The sequence below is a fragment of the Simplicispira sedimenti genome, assembly GCF_022760965.1.
Lineage (GTDB): Bacteria > Pseudomonadota > Gammaproteobacteria > Burkholderiales > Burkholderiaceae_C > Simplicispira > Simplicispira sedimenti.
The window spans coordinates 53,490-71,890 of the sequence record NZ_JAKVIJ010000008.1 but is presented as its reverse complement, the minus strand read 5'-3'; the positions used below and the strand labels follow the sequence as shown (position 1 = coordinate 71,890).

The 18,401-nt window shown below is 67.3% G+C and carries 14 protein-coding genes; 5 read left to right on the top strand and 9 right to left on the bottom strand.

The features are described 5' to 3' along the window. Window positions 1–3 precede the first annotated feature (3 nt). The 6 genes from MJ602_RS10340 to MJ602_RS10315 all read right to left on the bottom strand — a co-directional run bounded on the left by MJ602_RS10340 (window position 4) and on the right by MJ602_RS10315 (window position 7,149). Window positions 4–219, bottom strand: coding sequence for a YjfB family protein (locus MJ602_RS10340; RefSeq protein WP_243020765.1), 216 nt, complete (start codon window positions 217–219; stop codon window positions 4–6). A 66-nt stretch (window positions 220–285) separates the two neighbouring features. After that, window positions 286–888 (bottom strand): IMPACT family protein, encoded by a 603-nt coding sequence (locus tag MJ602_RS10335; RefSeq protein WP_162016041.1) that lies wholly within the window; start codon window positions 886–888, stop codon window positions 286–288. Window positions 889–923: 35 nt separating this feature from the next. After that, window positions 924–2,276 carry a phospholipase C/P1 nuclease family protein gene (locus tag MJ602_RS10330; protein ID WP_243020764.1) on the bottom strand — a complete coding sequence of 451 codons (1,353 nt, stop codon included), beginning with the start codon at window positions 2,274–2,276 and terminating at the stop codon, window positions 924–926. Window positions 2,277–2,302: 26 nt separating this feature from the next. Next, the gene (locus MJ602_RS10325; RefSeq protein WP_243020763.1) at window positions 2,303–3,865 is read right to left on the bottom strand and encodes an FGGY-family carbohydrate kinase; all 1,563 of its coding nucleotides are present in this window, start codon (window positions 3,863–3,865) and stop codon (window positions 2,303–2,305) included. Between the two features lie 57 nt (window positions 3,866–3,922). Further along, complete coding sequence (locus MJ602_RS10320) at window positions 3,923–5,545, bottom strand: glycerol-3-phosphate dehydrogenase/oxidase (protein WP_243020762.1); 1,623 nt, start codon at window positions 5,543–5,545, stop codon at window positions 3,923–3,925. Beyond that, entirely contained in the window at window positions 5,533–7,149 is a 1,617-nt protein-coding gene (locus MJ602_RS10315) for an FAD-binding oxidoreductase (protein ID WP_243020761.1), read from the bottom strand. Before MJ602_RS10315 ends, MJ602_RS10320 begins: the two co-directional genes overlap by 13 nt. Window positions 7,150–7,208: 59 nt before the next feature. Between MJ602_RS10315 and MJ602_RS10310 the strand changes: the two genes are divergently transcribed. Continuing rightward, window positions 7,209–8,243, top strand: coding sequence for an AraC family transcriptional regulator (locus MJ602_RS10310; RefSeq protein WP_243020760.1), 1,035 nt, complete (start codon window positions 7,209–7,211; stop codon window positions 8,241–8,243). Window positions 8,244–8,283: 40 nt separating this feature from the next. On the opposite strand, the gene MJ602_RS10305 is transcribed toward MJ602_RS10310, so the two are convergent. After that, window positions 8,284–8,880, bottom strand: a complete 597-nt coding sequence (locus MJ602_RS10305; RefSeq protein ID WP_243020759.1) for a DUF502 domain-containing protein — start codon at window positions 8,878–8,880, stop codon at window positions 8,284–8,286. 151 nt (window positions 8,881–9,031) lie between these two features. On the opposite strand from MJ602_RS10305, the gene MJ602_RS10300 reads away from it, so the two are divergent. From MJ602_RS10300 to MJ602_RS10285, 4 genes are all read left to right on the top strand, one after another. Then, a complete protein-coding gene (locus MJ602_RS10300; RefSeq protein WP_243020758.1) occupies window positions 9,032–11,437 on the top strand; it encodes a YgiQ family radical SAM protein in 2,406 nt (801 codons plus the stop codon). Window positions 11,438–11,700: 263 nt separating this feature from the next. Continuing rightward, window positions 11,701–13,623, top strand: a complete 1,923-nt coding sequence (locus MJ602_RS10295) for a PrkA family serine protein kinase (RefSeq protein WP_243020757.1) — start codon at window positions 11,701–11,703, stop codon at window positions 13,621–13,623. A gap of 190 nt (window positions 13,624–13,813) precedes the next feature. Continuing rightward, window positions 13,814–15,079, top strand: a complete 1,266-nt coding sequence (locus tag MJ602_RS10290) for a YeaH/YhbH family protein (protein WP_243020756.1) — start codon at window positions 13,814–13,816, stop codon at window positions 15,077–15,079. Beyond that, complete coding sequence (locus tag MJ602_RS10285; RefSeq protein WP_243020755.1) at window positions 15,076–16,689, top strand: SpoVR family protein; 1,614 nt, start codon at window positions 15,076–15,078, stop codon at window positions 16,687–16,689. The genes MJ602_RS10290 and MJ602_RS10285 overlap by 4 nt, the downstream gene beginning before the upstream one ends. 49 nt (window positions 16,690–16,738) lie before the next feature. Here MJ602_RS10285 and MJ602_RS10280 read toward each other — a convergent pair whose 3' ends face one another. Together MJ602_RS10280 and MJ602_RS10275 are read right to left on the bottom strand one after the other, a co-directional pair. Beyond that, on the bottom strand, window positions 16,739–17,392 hold the full coding sequence (locus tag MJ602_RS10280) for a DUF1294 domain-containing protein (RefSeq protein WP_243020754.1): 654 nt from the start codon (window positions 17,390–17,392) through the stop codon (window positions 16,739–16,741). Between the two features lie 10 nt (window positions 17,393–17,402). Then, a complete protein-coding gene (locus MJ602_RS10275) occupies window positions 17,403–18,302 on the bottom strand; it encodes a CoA transferase (RefSeq protein ID WP_243020753.1) in 900 nt (299 codons plus the stop codon). Window positions 18,303–18,401 lie beyond the last annotated feature (99 nt).

The following is an 18,401-nucleotide window of genomic DNA, read 5'->3' as shown; positions in this document are numbered from 1 at the left end:
ACCTCAGGCAAAGGTATTGACCTGCGTGCCCAGCGTGCCCGAGGTGGCAAGCTGGGGCTGGGGCATGGACTGCACCATGGTGTCGAGCATGGTGGCGGCGGCGGTTTCCTGCATGTCCAGCGCTTTTTTCAGCATGGCGATGTTGACGGCGTCCGACTGCTTGGCGCTGGCCAGGTGGGTGGCGGTTTGGATGATGGTGTTGGAGAGGGCGACGTCCATGGCAGGGCTCCAGGGGTGCAACACCTGGGTATCGGCAGACGGCCCGCTTTTCTGAAGTGAAATCGCTCAGGCGGCAATGCCGGGGGCGTCTTGCCAGCCCACGCGGCCCTGGCCCTGGTCGTTGATGCGCTGCACAAAGGCAGCGGCCTGGGCTGCGGGCAGGCGCAGGTGAAGGGTGACGAGCTGGCCGTGTTGCACCTCCAGCAGCTCGGCATGGGCGGCGTCGATCTCGCGGCGCAGCAGGCCTTCCAGGGCGTAGGGCACGAGGCATTGCAGGTGGGTCATGCGTTGCAGCGGCACCTTGGTGGCGGTGAGCAGGGCCTGGGCCACGGTGTCGGTGTAGGCGCGCACCAGGCCGCCCGCGCCGAGTTTGACGCCGCCAAAGTACCGCACCACGGTGGCCAGCACGCCTTCGAGGTCCTGGTGGCGCAGCACGTCGAGCATGGGGCGGCCGGCGGTGCCGCCGGGTTCGCCGTCGTCCACGGCGGCAGACTGACCGCCCGCGAGCAGCGCCCAGCAGATGTGGGCGGCGCCGGGGTGTTCTTTCCACAGCGCATCGACATGCGCCTGGGCGCTGGCGCGGTCGGGCATGGGTTGCACGCAGCCGATGAAGCGGCTTTTCTTGATGATGAGTTCGCTGTGCGCGGGGGCGGCCAGGGTGTGGGGCATGGGGGCAGTAGCTTACCCCCACTACGGCATGGCGATCAGCGTGTGTCAGTGCTGGCCAGGATGCCGCGCACCATGTTGCGGCTGTGCGCGCCAAAGTTTCGCATCAGCGTGGCGATGGTGGACTCCAGCACCTGGCGCTGCGCTTCGCCCTGGCTGGCGACTTCGGCCACCAGGTCGATAGCCTTGGCGTGTACGCCAAAGTCGAAGCTGGGGTCGTTGACGTAGCCGGGCTGCACGCTGGCCAGCATTTGCTCGGTCACGGTGGGGCCCAGGGCGTGGGCCTGCTGGGAGACGGTGTCGCGGGCGTAGGTTTCGCTCCAGGCGGGATGGCTCGCGTCGGTGCTGGTGTCGCGCAGCGCTTGGTCCACGCTGCCGCTCTGGCGGGCCTGGGCGCTGGCCTGGATCATCTGGCTCTCATAGCGTTCCAGCACGAAGTGGCGGTTGGACAGCAGGATGACCATGTCGTTCTTGGCGCCGGGCATGCCCAGCATGGCCAGCAGGTTGATGCCGATGAGCCGCGCGGACGAGAATCCCGGCGCCAGGCTGGCATGGTAGGGCTGGGTCAGGTCCTGCAGGTAGTGCAGCGCCAGCCCGGCAAAGCGCCAGCCCCAATAGGGGTGCCCGGTGCGAAAGGCCAGTTCCGACAGCCCTGCGTACTGGTGGATGCGCAGCATCGGGTAGGTGCGCTTGAGAAAGCCCGCCGCCATGTAGATGACCGGAGCCTCGTGGTAGTAGCCCATGTGAAAGGGCGCCTGGGTGGAGAAGTCCAGGTTGGGGTTGCCGAAGGGAATCTTGCCGAAGCCGTAGCCTGGGCCCCAGTCGGAGGGGCTGTCTTCCCACAGGTTCAGGTCCATGCCGTAATCGGGCTCGTCGCTGGCCGATGCCAGCACGGCCAGGGGCGCCACCATCTCGCCTGCGCGCAGCGCCACGAAGTGGTGGCCGCCGCCGTCCTTGTCGCGCGCGGGCAGGGCGCTGACGAGGTCGTGCGCCATGCGTTCGGCCTGCGGCGGCGCGGCCCAGGGGTCGGGCTGCACGTAGAGCGCAAACCGGCTTTGGGGCGAGATGCGCAGCGCCGTCAGAAAGGCTTTGCGCAGGGCCTGCGGCCCCTGGGCGGCCACGGCGGGGTCGAAACGCAGCGCCGCGGGCAACGGCGGGTAGGTGGCGATGTGTTGCTGGGCCCAGGTGTCCTGTTCGGTCAATAGCTGTGCGATGGGCTGGGCCTGTGCCGCCAGGAACGCTTCGAGCGGCTCGGCCGCCACGGGTGTGGCCTGCTCAACCTGGGGCATGCCTTCAAACGCGCGGTAGCTGGCCAGGGCGTGGTTGCTCCAGGCCCAGGCGGGGCTGGTGGCACTGAGGGTGAGCAGGGCGGTGACAAGCAGGCGTTTCATGGCAACAGGGTGTTTTGGGGCAAAGGTCAATCGTGTGAAGGGTAGCCGGTGATGGCGCGGATGTCCCGGTACAGGGGCTGTAACCTTTCATACATGCGGCAATAGACGCGGCGGTAGAGCTGCTCGTAGGTGCGGGCATGCTCGGGCTCGGGCAAAAAGACCTGGCCGATGCGCGTCATCGCGCGCACGGCGGTGGCAAAGTCGGCATGCAGCCCCAGGCCCACGCTGGCGATGATGGCCGCGCCCAGGCCGCTGGTCTCGTACAGGTGCGGGCGCTCGCAGGGCAGGTTGAAGATGTTGGCGGTGATCTGCATGGCTGCGTCGCTCTGCGAGCCGCCGCCCGAGACGCGCACGCGCTCGATGGCCGCGCCGCCGCGCTTTTCGATGCGCTCCTTGGCCTCGCGCAGTGCGTAGGCCAGGCCTTCGAGGATGGCGCGGTACAGGTGGGCGCGCGTGTGCACGTCGCCAAAGCCGATGACGGCGCCCTTGGCCTCGGGGCCGGGCACCTTGATGCCGGGGTTCCAGAAGGGCTGCAGCATCAGGCCCTGCGCGCCCGGCGGCACGGCGTTCACCAACTCGTCGAACAGGCTCTCGGGCGGCACGCCGCGCTCTCGCGCCAGCCGCTCCTCGTGCTGGCCAAACTGCTCCTTGAACCAGCTCACCATCCAGAAGCCGCGCGTGATCTGTACCTCGGTGTTGTAGTGCCCCGGCACCGCCGCCTGGTAGGGCGGGATGAAGGGCGTGGCCTCCAGGTAGCGCGGCGTGGTGGTGTTGATGGTTGCGGCCGTGCCGTAGGACAGGCAGGCGATCTCGGGCGTGAGGCAGCCCGCGCCGATGACCTCGCAGGCTTTGTCGGCCGCGCCCGCCACGATGGGCAGGCCGGCGGGGATGCCGGTGTCCTGCGCAGCCTGGGGCGTGATGGTGCCGATCACCGTGCCCGGTTGCACCAGCTCGGGCAGCATGGACGGGCGCACGGGCAGGGCGTGCCACTTCCAGTCGTGCGGCGGCGCCCAGCGGCCTTTTTTGTAATCAAAGGGCACGTAGCCGACCTGCGAGGCCACCGAATCGACCATGCGCCCCGCCAGGCGCCAGTGCAGGTAGCCCGAGAGCAGCAAAAACTTGTCGGTGCGCGCCCAGAGGTCGGGTTGGTGCTGGGCAATCCAGTTGGCCTCGGCCTCGCGCTGGAAGTGGCGCACCGTGTCGCGCATGCCGATGGTGGCAAAGGCCGCCTCCCACCACCAGGGCAGGCGCGGGGCCAGCTCGGCGCGGCGCTGGTCCAGCCAGATCATGGAGGGGCGCAGCGGCTGCCCGTCGGCCCCCAGCGACACCGTAGTGCCGCGCTGCGTGGTGACGACCACGCCGGCAATCGCCTCCTTGGGCACCGCCGTGCTGGCCCACAGGCGCTGACAGGCCTGGCACAGCGTTTGCCAGAAGGCCTCGGGGTCGTTCTCCATCCAGCCGGGCTGGGGCGACTGGTAGGTGGTGATGGGCACCTGTGCCTTGTCCACCAGGTTGCCGTGCAGATCGAACAGCAGGGCGCGCACGCTCTGGGTGCCGTTGTCTATGGCCAGCAGATAGGGCTGGGTCATGGCGTCTCCTGGAATGTGCTATTGTTTTGATAGCTGCTTGCGCAATATGGATAAGCGTTAGAGGCCAATTTTTTCTAAATTCGGCGGCTGATAGTGGGTGTGCACCAGTGCGCGGTAGCGGGCGATTTCCGCCTCCCAGTGCGCATCGCTCCAGCCCAGGTGCGGTGCGCACAGCGCGCGGATGCGCGGCAGGTGTTCCAGTGCGCCTTGCGGCAGCAGAATGCCCAGCCGAGTGCGGCGCAGCAGCAGGTCGTCCAGGTGCTCCACGGCCTCGTGGCGGGCGGCCAGGGGCAGCTCGATCCAGAGCGTCTGCGTGCCGGGAATGCACTCCAGGTCGTCGCTGTTTGCACTGGCGCACAGGTTGGCGGCCAGGCTTCCGTAGCGCGCCTGCAGGCGCTGGCGCACGGCGGGGCTCCAGCGTGGGTCCAGCGGGCTGGCGGGGGTGAACAAGGGCGCATCGCTGCGCGCAAACGGCTGGCCCACATGCGGCGCGGCCAGGGCCAGCGCGTCCTGCGCCATGAGGCGGAAGGTGGTCAGTTTGCCGCCGGTCAGCGTGATGAGGCCCGCTTCGTCGCGCACCACATGGTCGCGCGTGGCCTTGGAGGCATCCTGCTGGCCGTCGTCGAGCACCGGGCGCACGCCCGCGTAGCAGGCGACCACGTCCGCCGGGCGCAGGTGCGTGGCGGGGAACTGGTCGTTCACGGCGTCCAGCAGATAGTCCACTTCGGCCTGGGTAATGCTCGCCTCGGCGTCGAGCGGCTCGCGGTGGTCCAGGTCGGTGGTGCCGATGAGCGTCGCGCCCTCCCAGGGGTAGAGGAAGACCGGCCGCCCGTCCTGCGGGTGCATGAAGCTGATGCTCTGCGCCACTGGCAGGCGCCAGAAGGGCACGACCAGGTGGCTGCCGCGCAGCGGGCGCAGCAGGGGCCGGGCGCCCGTGCCGGTGCGCAGCCGGTCGGCCCAGGCGCCGGTGGCGTTGACCACGCAGCGCGCGCGCACGGTGTAGCGCTGCCCCTCCAGGGCATCCTGCAGCTCCAGGCCCGCCACGCGACCTTGTTCGAGCCGCAATCCGCTCGCCGCCATGTAGTTGAGGGTGGTGGCGCCCTGCCGCCGCGCCTCCTGCAGCACGCGCAGCACCAGGCGGGCGTCGTCGGTCTTGGCGTCCTGGAAGACGAGCGCGCCGCGCAGGCCGGGAGGTGCCAGGCCGGGCGCAAGCATCTGCGTGGCGGCCAGGTCGGCGTGGAAGTGGCCGCCCCGCGAGCGGCGGTTTCCGGCCATCCAGTCGTACACCACCAGGCCGGTCTGCATGAGCCAGCGACTGGGTTTGCGGCCCGCGCAGTCGGCAAACAGAAAGCTCTGCGGCTCCACCAGGCCGGGTGCCTCGCGCAGCAGGCGATTGCGTTCGCGCACCGAATGCAGGGTGGTCTTGAGGTCGCCTTCCTTCAGGTAGCGCAGCCCGCCGTGCACCAGTTTGGATGAGCGGCTCGACGTGCCCCAGGCAAAGTCGCGCTGCTCCACCAGCAGCACGCGCCAGCCCTGGGCCGCGGCCTGCTGCGCCACGCCGGCGCCGGTGATGCCGCCGCCAATGACGGCCAGGTCCCATTCCTGCGCTGGGAGCCGTGCCAGTGCCTGGACGCGCGGCGGGAATGCGCCGGGGGGGAGTGCGCCGTTCAGTCCCTCCATGGCCCGCCATCCTGCAGGAGCTTGCCGGGGTTCATGATGCCGTGCGGGTCGAACTGGCGGCACAGCCCGGCCAGCGTTGCCATGCCCAGCGGGCCTTTCTCCTGTGCCAGGTGCGCGGCATGGTCGCGCCCCACGCCGTGCTGGTGGCTCACGGTGCCACCGTGCGCGGCAATCTGTGCGGCCACGGCTTTTTTGAGCGCCTGCCAGCGCGCAAAGTTGGGCGCAAAGCCGCCCGGTGCCGTGGGCCAGACGTATTGCGCATAGATGCTGCTGCCCTGCGGGTACAGGTGCGAGAGGTGGGTGAAGGCGTGCACGGGCGTGCCGAAGGGCGCGAAGGCATCGCGCGCGGCCTGTTCCATGGCCAGCATCAGCGGCTTGACCCGGGGCCAGTCCACGGCGGTCTCGATGGTGTCCACGCTGTAGCCCAGCTCCCACAGGGTGTTGCGCAGGTAGGGGCCCTTGAAGCGGTTGGCCGCCCATTTGCTGCCCAGGGCCGGGCCGATGTACACCGCGCCATGCCGCGCCAGCAGCTTGCGCGCGGCGCGCAGGGCGTGGCGCGCGGTGGCGGGGGCGGCGGTCACGCCCAGGGTCAGCAGGCATTTGCCCTGGCCGCAGCCGCGCCAGCCCAGGTAGCGCTCCAGCAGCGCGATCTGGCGCTCATGGCCTGCCAGGCGCAGGTTGGTCTCGGTTTCGATGCCGTTGGACAGCCGCAGCATGGACAGCGGCAGGCGCTCTTGTACCAGCGCGCGCACGGCGGCCTCGGCGGCGTCCCAGTCGGGCAGGAAGAGGGCGTGAAAGCTTTCGTGCCCCGGCAGGGGCGACACGCGCACGGTGGCCTCGGTCAGCACGCCAAAGCGCCCTTCGGAGCCGAGCACGATCTCGCGCAGGTCCGGCCCGGCGCTGGAGGCGGGCAGGGTGGGCAGGGCGAGCGTGCCCACCGGCGTCTCCATGCGGCCACCGGCAAAAAGCTGCTCGATGCGCCCGTAGCGCAGGGACTGCTGGCCGCTGGAGCGCGTGACCACCCAGCCGCCCACGGTGGAGTATTCGAACGACTGCGGAAAATGCCCCAGCGTGTAGCCCTGGGCGCGCAGTTGCGACTCCACCAGCGGCCCCGGTGTGCCTGCACCAAAGGTGGCGAGCTGGCTGGTTCGGTCCAGGTGCAGCAGGCGGTTCAGGCGCCCCAGGTGCAGGGAGAGCACGGGCCGCTCGCCCGCGGGGCAGTCCAGGTGGCCCGACACGCTGGTGCCGCCCGCAAACGGAATCACCACCCAGCGCTGCGCGTGCGCCAGGTCCAGCAGGGTGCGCACCTGTTCGCCTGATTCCACGAAGGCCACGCCATCGGGCACCGGCGGCAGGTGGCCCAGGCGCTTGCGGATCCAGTCGGCATAGCTCTCGCCCCAGGCCACGGGGAGGCGCGCCTCGGGGCTGCGGTCGATCAAGGGGTGTTCGGGCAGGCGCGAGGGCGGGATGCGCGCCAGCAGATCTTCGCGCCGCGCGTCCTGCCCAGGGTGGCCCGGGCCGAGCCGTTCGGCCAACATGGCACGGGCGCCTTCGCCCAGGTTCATCGCGGTGGCGTCGTCGCCCCAGCCGTTCCAGCGTCGCATGACATACTCCCAACAATCGGCGCTACTGTAGGAATCGGGCGCCCGTTTGCCATTTCGCAATGCCGCCAACCGATTGTTCCATCACGCCAAACACGCCCGCGCCCCGGGTCGTGGCCCCCTATGCGCGCACGCTGTGGGACGCTGCGCGCGCCGAGGGCGTTCCCGCCGCCGCCCTGGCGCAAGCCCTGGGCCACGACGCGCCGGGCGAGGACGACATGCCCGTCGCCACCTACCTCGCCCTGCTGCAGCAGGCGCTGGCGCACGCGGGGCCGGGCTTTGGCTGGCGCCTCGGCAGCAGTGTCAAGCCCACCACCTACGGCGTCAATGGCATCCTGCTGCTGGCCTGCCCAACGCTGGGCGAGGCGCTGGCGCAGGTGCTGCGCTTCGAGTCGCTGGTGCACGACCTGGGGCGCTCGTCCTTCGCGCGCCAGGGTGACACCGTGGAGTACGCCTGGGCCAACCACTGGTCAGACCACCCGGCTGCTGCCGCACTGGCCGAGTCGGTGTTCGCGGGCATCCAGACCTGCGCGCAATGGCTGGTGGGCCAGCCCATCGGCGGCTTTGTGCTGGAGTTTGCCCACACGCGCGACGAGGCTACGGCACAGGCGATTGCCCAGGCCAGCAGCGCGCAGTTGCGCTGGGGTGGTGCGGCGCACCGCGCCATCTTTCCCGCCGTGCTGCTGGACCTGCCCATTCCCCAGGCCAACAAGGCCCTGCTGCCGCTGCTGCAAAACCATGCCGACGAACTGCTGCAGGCGCGCCACCCGCGCGACACCGGCATCGTGGCCCAGGTGCGCCAGCGCATCTCGGCCCGGCTGGGGCAGGGCGCCGTCAAACTGGCTGATGTGGCCGATGACCTGCACCTGTCCACCCGCACCCTGCAGCGCCGCCTGATGGACGCGGGCGTGGCCTACCAGACCCTGCTGGACGCCACACGCCACGAACTGGCCTGCCACTACCTGGCCCATTCGGACATGCCCATCACCGAGGTGGGCTACCTGCTGGGCTACCAGGAGCCATCGGCCTTCCACCATGCCTTCAAGCAGTGGCAGGGGGTCGGGCCGGGGCAGTACCGGGGGCGACGCGGTTCCTGACCTTACCAGGGCGGCATGGACGCGACAGTGTGTGCCTTGGTCACTCCACCTTGCCCTTGCCCGATGCCATGAACGCGATCAAGGCCATGCGCATGGCTTCTTCCACGGACATGTCCAGCGGCGTCGTCCAGCTGCGTGGAACAAACACCGTGTAACCACCGATCATGTAGCCCATGGGCAGGTACACCGCGACGCGGTCGTCCAGCGCGCTGATGCCTTGGGGCAGGCCTTGCATGCTCTGGCGCGTGATCAGGCCGACGGTGCTCAGCTCCGAGCCGGGCATGGTGAGCAGCACCACCTGCTGGGTGTCCTGCGCATGCGGCGCGAAGTAGTCGGCGAAGTTCTTCAACGACGAATAGATGCTCTTGACCACTGGCAGGTTGGTGAACGGCAGTTCCACCCATGAAAGCATGCGCGGGGCACTGGGCAGCGAGATCAGCACGCCCAGCCCCAGGATCAGCAGGGCGCCCAGGGCGATGCCCAGCCCCGGAAGGTAGAAGTCCCCCGTCACCGGCCTCAGCAGCGCCATGGCCGAGCGCTCGGCCCAGGTAACAAAGAGGATGAGCACATAGACAGTCAGCGCCACCGGCAGAAAGGCGATGAGCCCACGGAAAAAGTACTGGGAAAGACGTTTCATGGGGAGCGGCGTTGCAGCAGGGACCGCGCCAGCATAGCAGTGCGGTTGCCGGTTCTGGCAGGCGCCCTGTAGCCCCTTGATCTACAGGTGATTGGGTTGCCCTCGTAAAATCTTGCACCCCCCGACTGGCCCGTCAGATGGCCGCACCCCCATGAACGCCTACGTTGACGTCTCTTTCTTCCCGCGCGCGGCCAAGCCGATCACCAGCTACAAGCCCTACTGGGCCAAGCGCTTTGGTGTGGCGCCGTTCTTGCCCATGAGCCGGGCGGAGATGGAGCAACTGGGCTGGGACAGCTGCGACGTGGTGCTGGTGACGGGCGATGCCTACGTGGACCATCCCAGCTTCGGCATGGCCGTGATTGGGCGCGTGCTGGAGTCGCAGGGGTTTCGGGTGGGCATCATTTCGCAGCCGGACTGGCAGAGCGCCGAGGCCTTCAAGGCGCTGGGCAAGCCCAACCTGTTCTGGGGCGTGACGGCGGGGAACATGGATTCCATGATCAACCGCTACACGGCCGACCGCAAGATCCGCAGCGACGACGCCTACACCCCCGGCGCCGAGGCCGGGCGCCGCCCGGATCGCGCGGCCATTGTCTATAGCCAGCGCTGCCGCGAGGCCTTCAAGGACGTGCCTATCGTGCTGGGCGGCATGGAGGGGTCGTTGCGCCGCATCGCGCATTACGACTACTGGAGCGACAAGGTGCGCCGCTCCATGGTGGTGGACGCCAAATGCGACCTGCTGCTGTACGGCAACGCCGAGCGCGCGCTCATCGAGATTGCCCACCGCCTGGCGCGCCGCGAGCCGGTGGATCGCATCACCGACGTGCGCGGCACGGCCTTCATCCGCCGCCCGGGCGACCCCAGCACCGAGGGCTGGTTCGAGCTGGATTCGACCGAGGTGGACCAGCCCGGCCCGGTGGAGGCCCACATCAACCCCTACCAGACCACCAGCGAGCAGGCCGCCAGCCAGGGGGGCAGCTGTGGCGCGCAGAGTACTACTGTTTCGATAGCTGATGGCGCTTTACCAGCGGGCGTTGCAGGCCAAAATGGCTCTGAAAAATCAGGACTGGAAGGCAACACCAAGCCGCTGACTTTTGTGCCCAACCCGGCCCTGGAAGCCAAGCGCAAGCGCCCGCCGCAGGAGCGCACCGTCATTCGCCTTCCCAGCTACGAGCAGGTGCGCAGCGACGCGGTGCTCTACGCTCATGCCAGCCGTGTGCTGCACCTGGAGACCAACCCCGGCAACGCCCGTGCACTGGTGCAGGCGCACGGCGAGGGCAGCACGGCGCGTGATGTGTGGATCAACCCGCCGCCCGTGCCGCTGACCACGCCGGAGATGGACTTCATCTTCGACCTGCCCTACGCGCGCAGCCCGCACCCGCGCTACGCCGACGAGAACGGCCGCCACGACGGCGCGACCAAGATCCCCGCGTGGGAGATGATCCGCTTCTCCATCAACATCATGCGCGGCTGCTTCGGCGGCTGCACCTTCTGCTCCATCACCGAGCACGAGGGGCGCATCATCCAGAGCCGTTCGGAAGAGTCCATCATCCGCGAGATCGAGGACGTGCGCGACAAGGTGCAAGGCTTTACCGGCACCATCTCCGACCTGGGCGGCCCCACGGCCAACATGTACCGCCTGGGCTGCCGCACGCCCGAGATCGAGGCCGCCTGCCGCAAGCCCAGTTGCGTCTATCCCGGCATCTGCCAGAACCTCACCACCAACCACGACCCGCTCATCAAGATCTACCGGCGCGGCCGCGCCATCAAGGGCGTGAAGAAAATCCTCATCGGCTCGGGCCTGCGCTACGACCTGGCGCTGGAGTCGCCCGAGTACATCAAGGAACTGGTGCAGCACCATGTGGGCGGCTACCTCAAGATCGCGCCCGAGCACACCGAGGCCGGCCCGCTGACCAAGATGATGAAGCCCGGCATCGGCAACTACGACCGATTCAAGACGCTGTTCGAGAAATTCACCGCCGAGGCGGGCAAGAAGCAGTTCCTCATTCCGTACTTCATCGCGGCCCACCCCGGCACCAGCGACGAGGACATGATGAACCTCGCGATCTGGCTCAAGAAGAACGGCTTTCGCGCCGACCAGGTGCAAACCTTCTACCCCAGCCCCATGGCCTCGGCCACGGCCATGTACCACACAAACCTCAACACGCTCAAGGGCATCCACCGCGACGAGCGGGCCGAGCGCGTGGACGTGGTGCGCGGCGAGAAGCGGCGCCGCCTGCACAAGGCCTTTCTGCGCTACCACGACCCGGCCAATTGGCCGCTGTTGCGCGAGGCCCTCAAGGCCATGGGCCGCGCCGACCTGATCGGCAACGGCAAGCACCACCTGATCCCCACCTACCAACCCGCGGTGGGCAAGTGTGGTGGCAAGCAGGACAAGGCCAAGTACATCGTCATTCCGACCATGCGACCGGACCCGCTCAACCGCCAGCCAGCACAGCCCGAGCCGGGCCAAATCCTGACCCAGCACACCGGCCTGCCGCCGCGTGCAGGCATCCAGGGCAAACCGCTAGGCAAGAAGCGTCCGGTCGGCAAGCGCTGAGAGGCTGCGGCACCACGCGTGCCGCAGTCTGACCGAGCCCGACCGTGGCGGCCGCATGCGCGGCTCTGTCGGGGGCAAACGTGCAGTATGCCGTGTTCCGGTCCTGTGGGTGAAGGCCTGAAAAATTGCGTTGCCAGCACCCCCAATTACCCTGTTCAAAGCCACAGCATGGTGCTACAACGGCCTCAAGCCGATAGCCCGATGCTTTGCAACTTTGCGGCGTGGTCTGAGTCCATCAGAGCGTGCTGTCACAGGAGGCCACTATGGATGCCATCAGCAGTTTCACCGCACGCTACGCCCGTTCGCGTGAAGAGGAAATGTCGATCGACGAGTACCTCGCCGAGTGCAAGCGTGATTCCATGGCCTACGCCACGGCCGCCCAGCGCATGTTGGCCGCCATTGGCGAGCCCGAGATGGTGGACACGCGCAACGACCCGCGCCTGTCGCGCATCTTTGCCAACAAGGTCATCAAGCGCTACCCGGCCTTTGCCGAGTTCTACGGCATGGAAGACTCCATCGAGCAGGTGGTGAGCTTCTTCCGCCATGCTGCGCAGGGGCTGGAGGAGCGCAAGCAGATCCTCTACCTGCTGGGGCCCGTGGGCGGCGGCAAGAGCTCGATTGCCGAGCGGCTCAAGTACCTGATGCAGAAGGTGCCGTTCTATGCGCTCAAGGGCTCGCCGGTGAACGAATCTCCGCTCGGGCTGTTCGATGCGGTAGAGGACGGCCCGGTGCTCGAAGAGCAGTTCGGTATTCCGCGCCGCTACCTGCAGCGCGTGCTCTCGCCCTGGGCGGTCAAGCGCCTGGAGGAATATGGCGGCGACATCCGCCAGTTCCGCGTGGTCAAGCGCTACCCCAGCATCTTGAAGCAGGTGGGCATTGCCAAGACCGAGCCCGGTGACGAGAACAACCAGGACATCTCCAGCCTGGTGGGCAAGGTGGACATCCGCAAGCTCGAGAGCTTTGCACAGGACGACACCGACGCCTACAGCTACAGCGGCGGCCTGTGCCTGGCCAACCAGGGCCTGCTGGAGTTTGTGGAGATGTTCAAGGCGCCCATCAAGGTGCTGCACCCGCTGCTCACCGCCACGCAGGAGGGCAACTACAAGGGCACCGAGGGCTTTGGCGCCATCCCGTTCGACGGCGTGGTGCTGGCGCACAGCAACGAAAGCGAGTGGAAGGCCTTCCGCAACAACAAGAACAACGAGGCATTCCTGGACCGCATCTACATCGTCAAGGTGCCGTACTGTCTGCGCGTGAGCGAGGAAACGCGCATCTACGAAAAGCTGATCCGCGAATCCTCGCTGGGCAACGCGGTGTGTGCGCCGGGCACGCTCAAGATGATGGCGCAGTTCGCCATCCTCACGCGGCTGAAGGAGCCCGAGAACTCCAGCATCTTCAGCAAGATGCAGGTCTATGACGGCGAGAGCCTGAAAGACACCGACCCGCGCGCCAAGAGCTACCAGGAATACCGCGACTACGCGGGCGTGGACGAGGGCATGACCGGCATTTCCACCCGCTTCGCGTTCAAGATCCTGTCCAAGGTGTTCAACTTCGACAGCGCCGAGGTGGCGGCCAACCCGGTGCACCTGATGTATGTGCTGGAGCAGCAGATCGAGCGCGAGCAGTTCCCGGCCGAGCTGGAGACCAAGTACACCGGCTACATCAAGGAATACCTCTCGCCACGCTACGCCGAGTTCATCGGCAAGGAGATCCAGACCGCCTACCTGGAGAGCTACAGCGAGTACGGCCAGAACATCTTCGACCGCTACGTGACCTACGCGGACTATTGGATCCAGGACAACGAGTACCGCGACACCGATACCGGCGAGGTGTTCGACCGGGGCGCGCTCAACGCGGAGCTGGAGAAGATCGAGAAGCCCGCGGGCATCGCCAACCCCAAGGACTTCCGCAACGAGATCGTCAACTTCGTTTTGCGCGCCCGCGCCAACAACCAGGGCAAGAACCCGAGCTGGACCAGCTACGAAAAGCTGCGCCTGGTGATCGAGAAGAAGATGTTCTCCAACACCGAGGAACTGCTCCCGGTCATCAGCTTCAACGCCAAGGCCAGTGCCGAGGAGGCCAAGAAGCACGAGGACTTCGTTACCCGCATGGTGGCCAAGGGCTATACGCCCAAGCAGGTGCGGCTGTTGTGTGAGTGGTACCTGCGTGTGCGCAAAAGTAGCTGATATGAAACAACCCCCTGAGTCGCTTCGCGCCTTCCCATTTCTCTCACGCTGCGCGTGGGAAGGGGGACGCAGCCAGCGCACGCCAGCGAAGTGCCGCCTTTGCTGCGGCTTGGCGGCCCTTGCGCGGCTGCCCGCGCTGGGGTCGCGCCCGTGCCGTGGCTGGGGGGCTGGTTCGTTCGGGGGCTGACGCATGGCACTCCAAATCATCGACCGCAGGCTCGCAGGCAAGAACAAGTCGGTGGGCAACCGCGAGCGCTTTGTTCGTCGCTACAAGGAGCAGATCGCCGACGCTGTGCGACGCGCCGTCTCGCAGCGCGACATCCGCAACATCGAGGGTGCGGAGAGCATCACCATCCCCCGCAAGGACATCAGTGAACCGGTCTTCCACCATGGCCAGGGCGGTATCCGCGACACGGTGCACCCTGGCAACACCGACCATGTGCGCGGCGACCGCATCCAGCGCCCGCAGGGCGGACAGGGCAGCGGCTCGCAGGCCAGCGACAGCGGCGAGGGAGAGGACGACTTCACCTTCACGCTGACCAAGGAAGAGTTCATGCAGCTCTTCTTTGAAGACCTGGCCCTGCCGCACCTGCTGCGCACCCACATTGGCGACAACCCGCAGTGGAAGAGCCGCCGCGCGGGCTACAGCCAGGACGGTACGCCCAACAACCTGGCTGTGGTGCGCACCATGCGCGGCGCGCTGGGCAGGCGCATTGCGCTGACCAACGCACCGCAGCGCGAACTGCAGGCGCTGCAGGACGAGCTTGATGCCCTGCTGGCGCAGGACGACGGCACCAGCGAGGCCGTAGCCCAGTTGCAATGCAAGATCCTCCAGCTGCGCGAGCGCATCGGCAAGGTGCCGTACCTGGACCCCATCGACCTGCGCTTTCGGGCACGCGCCAGGGTGCCCGTGCCCAACAGCCAGGCCGTGATGTTTTGCGTGATGGACGTGTCCGGCTCCATGGACCAGGCGCGCAAGGACCTGGCCAAACGGTTTTTCATCCTGCTGTACCTGTTCCTCACCCGGCACTACGACAAGATCGACATCGTCTTTATTCGCCACCACACCCAGGCTGCCGAGGTGAATGAAGATCAGTTCTTCCACTCGACGGAGAGCGGTGGCACGGTGGTGAGCAGCGCGCTGGTGCTGCTGGAGCAGATCATCCGTGCGCGCTATCCCTTAGAGGACTGGAACATCTACGTCGCCCAGGCCAGCGACGGCGACAACTTCAGCAACGACAGCGGCAACTGCCGCAACCTGCTGGCTGAAAAGATCCTGCCGCTGGTGCGCTACTTTGCCTACGTGCAGGTGGCCGAGGAAGAGCAGAACCTCTGGGATGAATACAGCCAGTTGCTCCCCTGGTTTGCCCACTTTGCCATGCGCAAGGTGTCCGACCCGAGCGAGATCTACCCGGTCTTCCGTGACCTCTTCAAGAAAGAAGGGGTGCAGGTATGAACATGACCCAATACCCCGTGCTGGAGCGCCGCCTGGGCGACAACCCCTGGAAGGCTGCCACCGTGGGCGAGCGCCGCCACCGCGGGGTGCCTGAGGCGCCGTTGCCCCCAGGGCAACGCCCCATGCAGCCGCTGCCCGACCCCAGTGACTGGACGTTTGAGCTGATCGAGCGCTACCACAGCGCCATTGCCGCCACGGCCGAGCGCTTCGGGCTGGACACCTACCCCAACCAACTGGAGATCATCACTGCCGAGCAGATGATGGACGCGTATTCCAGCGTGGGCATGCCCGTGAACTACCGGCACTGGAGCTACGGCAAGGAGTTTCTGGCCACCGAGCGGCGCTACCGGCGCGGGCACATGGGGCTGGCGTATGAAATCGTCATCAACTCCAACCCCTGCATCAGTTACCTCATGGAAGAAAACACCACTGCCATGCAGGCGCTGGTGATCGCCCATGCGGCCTATGGGCACAACAGCTTCTTCAAGGGCAATTACCTGTTCCGCATGTGGACAGACGCGTCCAGCATCATCGACTACCTGGTCTATGCCAAGGACTTCATCGCCCAGTGCGAGGAGCGCCATGGGCTGGAGACGGTGGAGCAGTTCCTGGACTCTTGCCACGCGCTGTCCAACTTCGGGGTGGACCGCTACCGCCGTCCTTCCAAGAAGAGCCTGGCACGGGAGCGCCAGGAGCGCGCACAGCGCGAAGCCTACGCGCAGCAGCAGGTCAACGAGCTGTGGCGCACCCTGCCTGTGCGCCCCGGCAAGGAGCCACTGGCCCTGCAGGCCGAGCGCTTCCCGGCCGAGCCGCAGGAAAACATCCTGTACTTCATCGAAAAGAACGCCCCCCTGCTGGAGCCCTGGCAGCGCGAGGTGGTGCGCATCGTGCGCAAGATCGCGCAGTACTTCTACCCGCAGCGCCAGACGCAGGTCATGAACGAGGGCTGGGCCACCTTCTGGCATTACACCCTGCTCAACACCTTGTACGACGAGGGCTACCTGACCGATGGCGTCATGCTCGAATGGCTGGGCTCGCACACCAACGTGGTGTTCCAGCCCCCGGCCGGGCACCGCGGGTACAGCGGCATCAACCCCTATGCGCTGGGCTTTTCGTTGTACCGCGACCTGCAGCGCATCTGCCAGCACCCCACCGAGGAAGACCGGCGCTGGTTCCCCGACCTGGCGGGCACGCCCTGGCTGCCTGCGCTCGACCACGCCATGCGCAACTTCAAGGACGAGAGCTTTGTGGGCCAGTTCCTCAGCCCCCACCTCATGCGCGAGATGCGCCTGTTTGCCATCCACGACGACGCCGCCCGGCCCGAGCTGGAGGTCAGCGCCATCCACGACGAAGACGGCTACCGGGCCTTGCGCCAGACCCTGTCACAGCAGTACGACCTGGGCACGCGCGAGCCCAACATCCAGGTCTGGAACGTGAACCTGCGCGGTGACCGCAGCCTGACCCTGCGCCACACCCAATACCAGGGCCGCCCCCTGGCCGATGACACACTGGAGGTGCTCAAGCATGTAGCACGCCTGTGGGGCTTTGGCGTGCAGATCGAGAGTGTGGATGCCTATGGCAACCACCCCGTGATGCTGCACAGGGTGTAGCTGTTGCCGCGGGGCGTGATGCCTGAATGGCGGTACGTGTGTCTGCTGCTCAGTGGAGGCCTGAAAAAGGGAGCCATCCGGGCTGCCACACGATAGCGCCCAGTGCTGCGCTGTGCAGCAGCACGGTGCACCAATACACCATGCGGAACGACGCCTTGCTGGATTTGTGGCGCATCCATTGTTGTGCCCACCATGCTGCGGGCCAACCACCCAGCAGGGCCAGCAGGTGCAGGGTCTGCTCTGAGGTGCGCCAGGCCCCCCGCTGTGCTGCGCTTTTGTCAACGGCGTAGGCGACAAAGGTCACCCCATTCAGCACGGCGAGGATGCCCAGCAAGCCCAGCGGCAGACGCTGAGTCCAGCCACCCCAAGCCAGCAAAGCGACCCATGCCAGCATCAACGCCATGGCCCAGCTGGTGCCTGCAGGTGCACTGTGCTGTGGGCGACGCACAGGCGTGCTCTTTGAGCTGGGTGGTGGGTGGGGACGGCGGGGCGCCGCCACGCCTGGGGCGGACCGGGGGCGTACCTGCATGGCACGCGGCCCCTTGCCGCCGACCTGGATTTCCTCGTACTCCACTTCCATGCCCACCACGGGTGGGGTGTTGCCACGGTAGTCGCGGACGTGGAAGAACACGTTGCTGCTGTGTGCGGCCTGGATGAACCCGAAGCCTTTGCCGACATCCCAGCGCCGAACGGTGCCTTGCATGGAAGGGCGTTCAGTCCAGCACATGCAGCGGGATGTCCTGGGCGCGGGCCAGGGCATCGAGCTGGGCGCGGGTCTGGCCTTGCAGGAAGCGGGCGATGGCTTCGTGGGTCGCTGGATGGCGCAAATGCTCAGCGTCCCCCTGCGCCGCCAGGCCCGCAGCGGCGCACATGCGGGCGGCGAAGTGCGGCTCCAGCGCGGCCACAGCCACGCGGCCATCCTGGCAGGGGTAGATGCGGTAGCCCGCGTGGGCGCCGCCCACGTCGCCCTGCGGGGTGGTCAGGCCCCAGTGCAGCGGCAGGGCCAGCCACTGTGCGGCCTCGGCCAGGCCCACTTCGATGCACACCCCAGCACCTTGCTGGCTGCGCGCCAGCAGGGCCTGCAGCACAGCCTCGCTGGCCACCAGTGCGCCCGCCATGTCGGCAAACAGGGTGGGCGGCACCTGCAGTCCTGTCGCCAGCAACCCGGCTTCGGCCTGGTAGGTGAGGTCGTGGCCGGGTTCTTCGGCACGCTCGCCCAGCGCACCGACGATGCGTACCAGCGACAGCCGCGGGTAGCGCGCCTGCAGCGCTTCCCAGCCCAGCCCCAGCTTGGCCAGGGCCGAGGGGCGGAAGGACGTGATCAGCACATCGGTGCGCGCCAGTTCCGCGTGCAGTGCCGCCTGGCCTTCGTCGGTCTTGAGGTGGGCGTGCAGCACGCGCACGCCTTGGTGCAAGTCGGCATAGGCGGTGGGGCTGTAGATGCCCATGGGGTCGGCGCTGGCATGGCCCGGCGCAGGGGGCGGCTCCAGCTTGGTGCACTCGGCGCCCATGCGCGCGCAGCGCAGCAGGGCGGCAGGGCCGGGCAGGTTGAGCGCCAGGCTCAGGACGCGGGAGCCTTGCAGGGGCGTGGGGTGGGCAGCAGTGTGGGGCATGATCGCTATAAATATAATAGCTACTAGCGCTTGATGGACGGGCGCTGGAGCCGAATTTTGCTCAAAAAAAAGCCGCCCGCAGGCGGCTCGGGGTTGGCG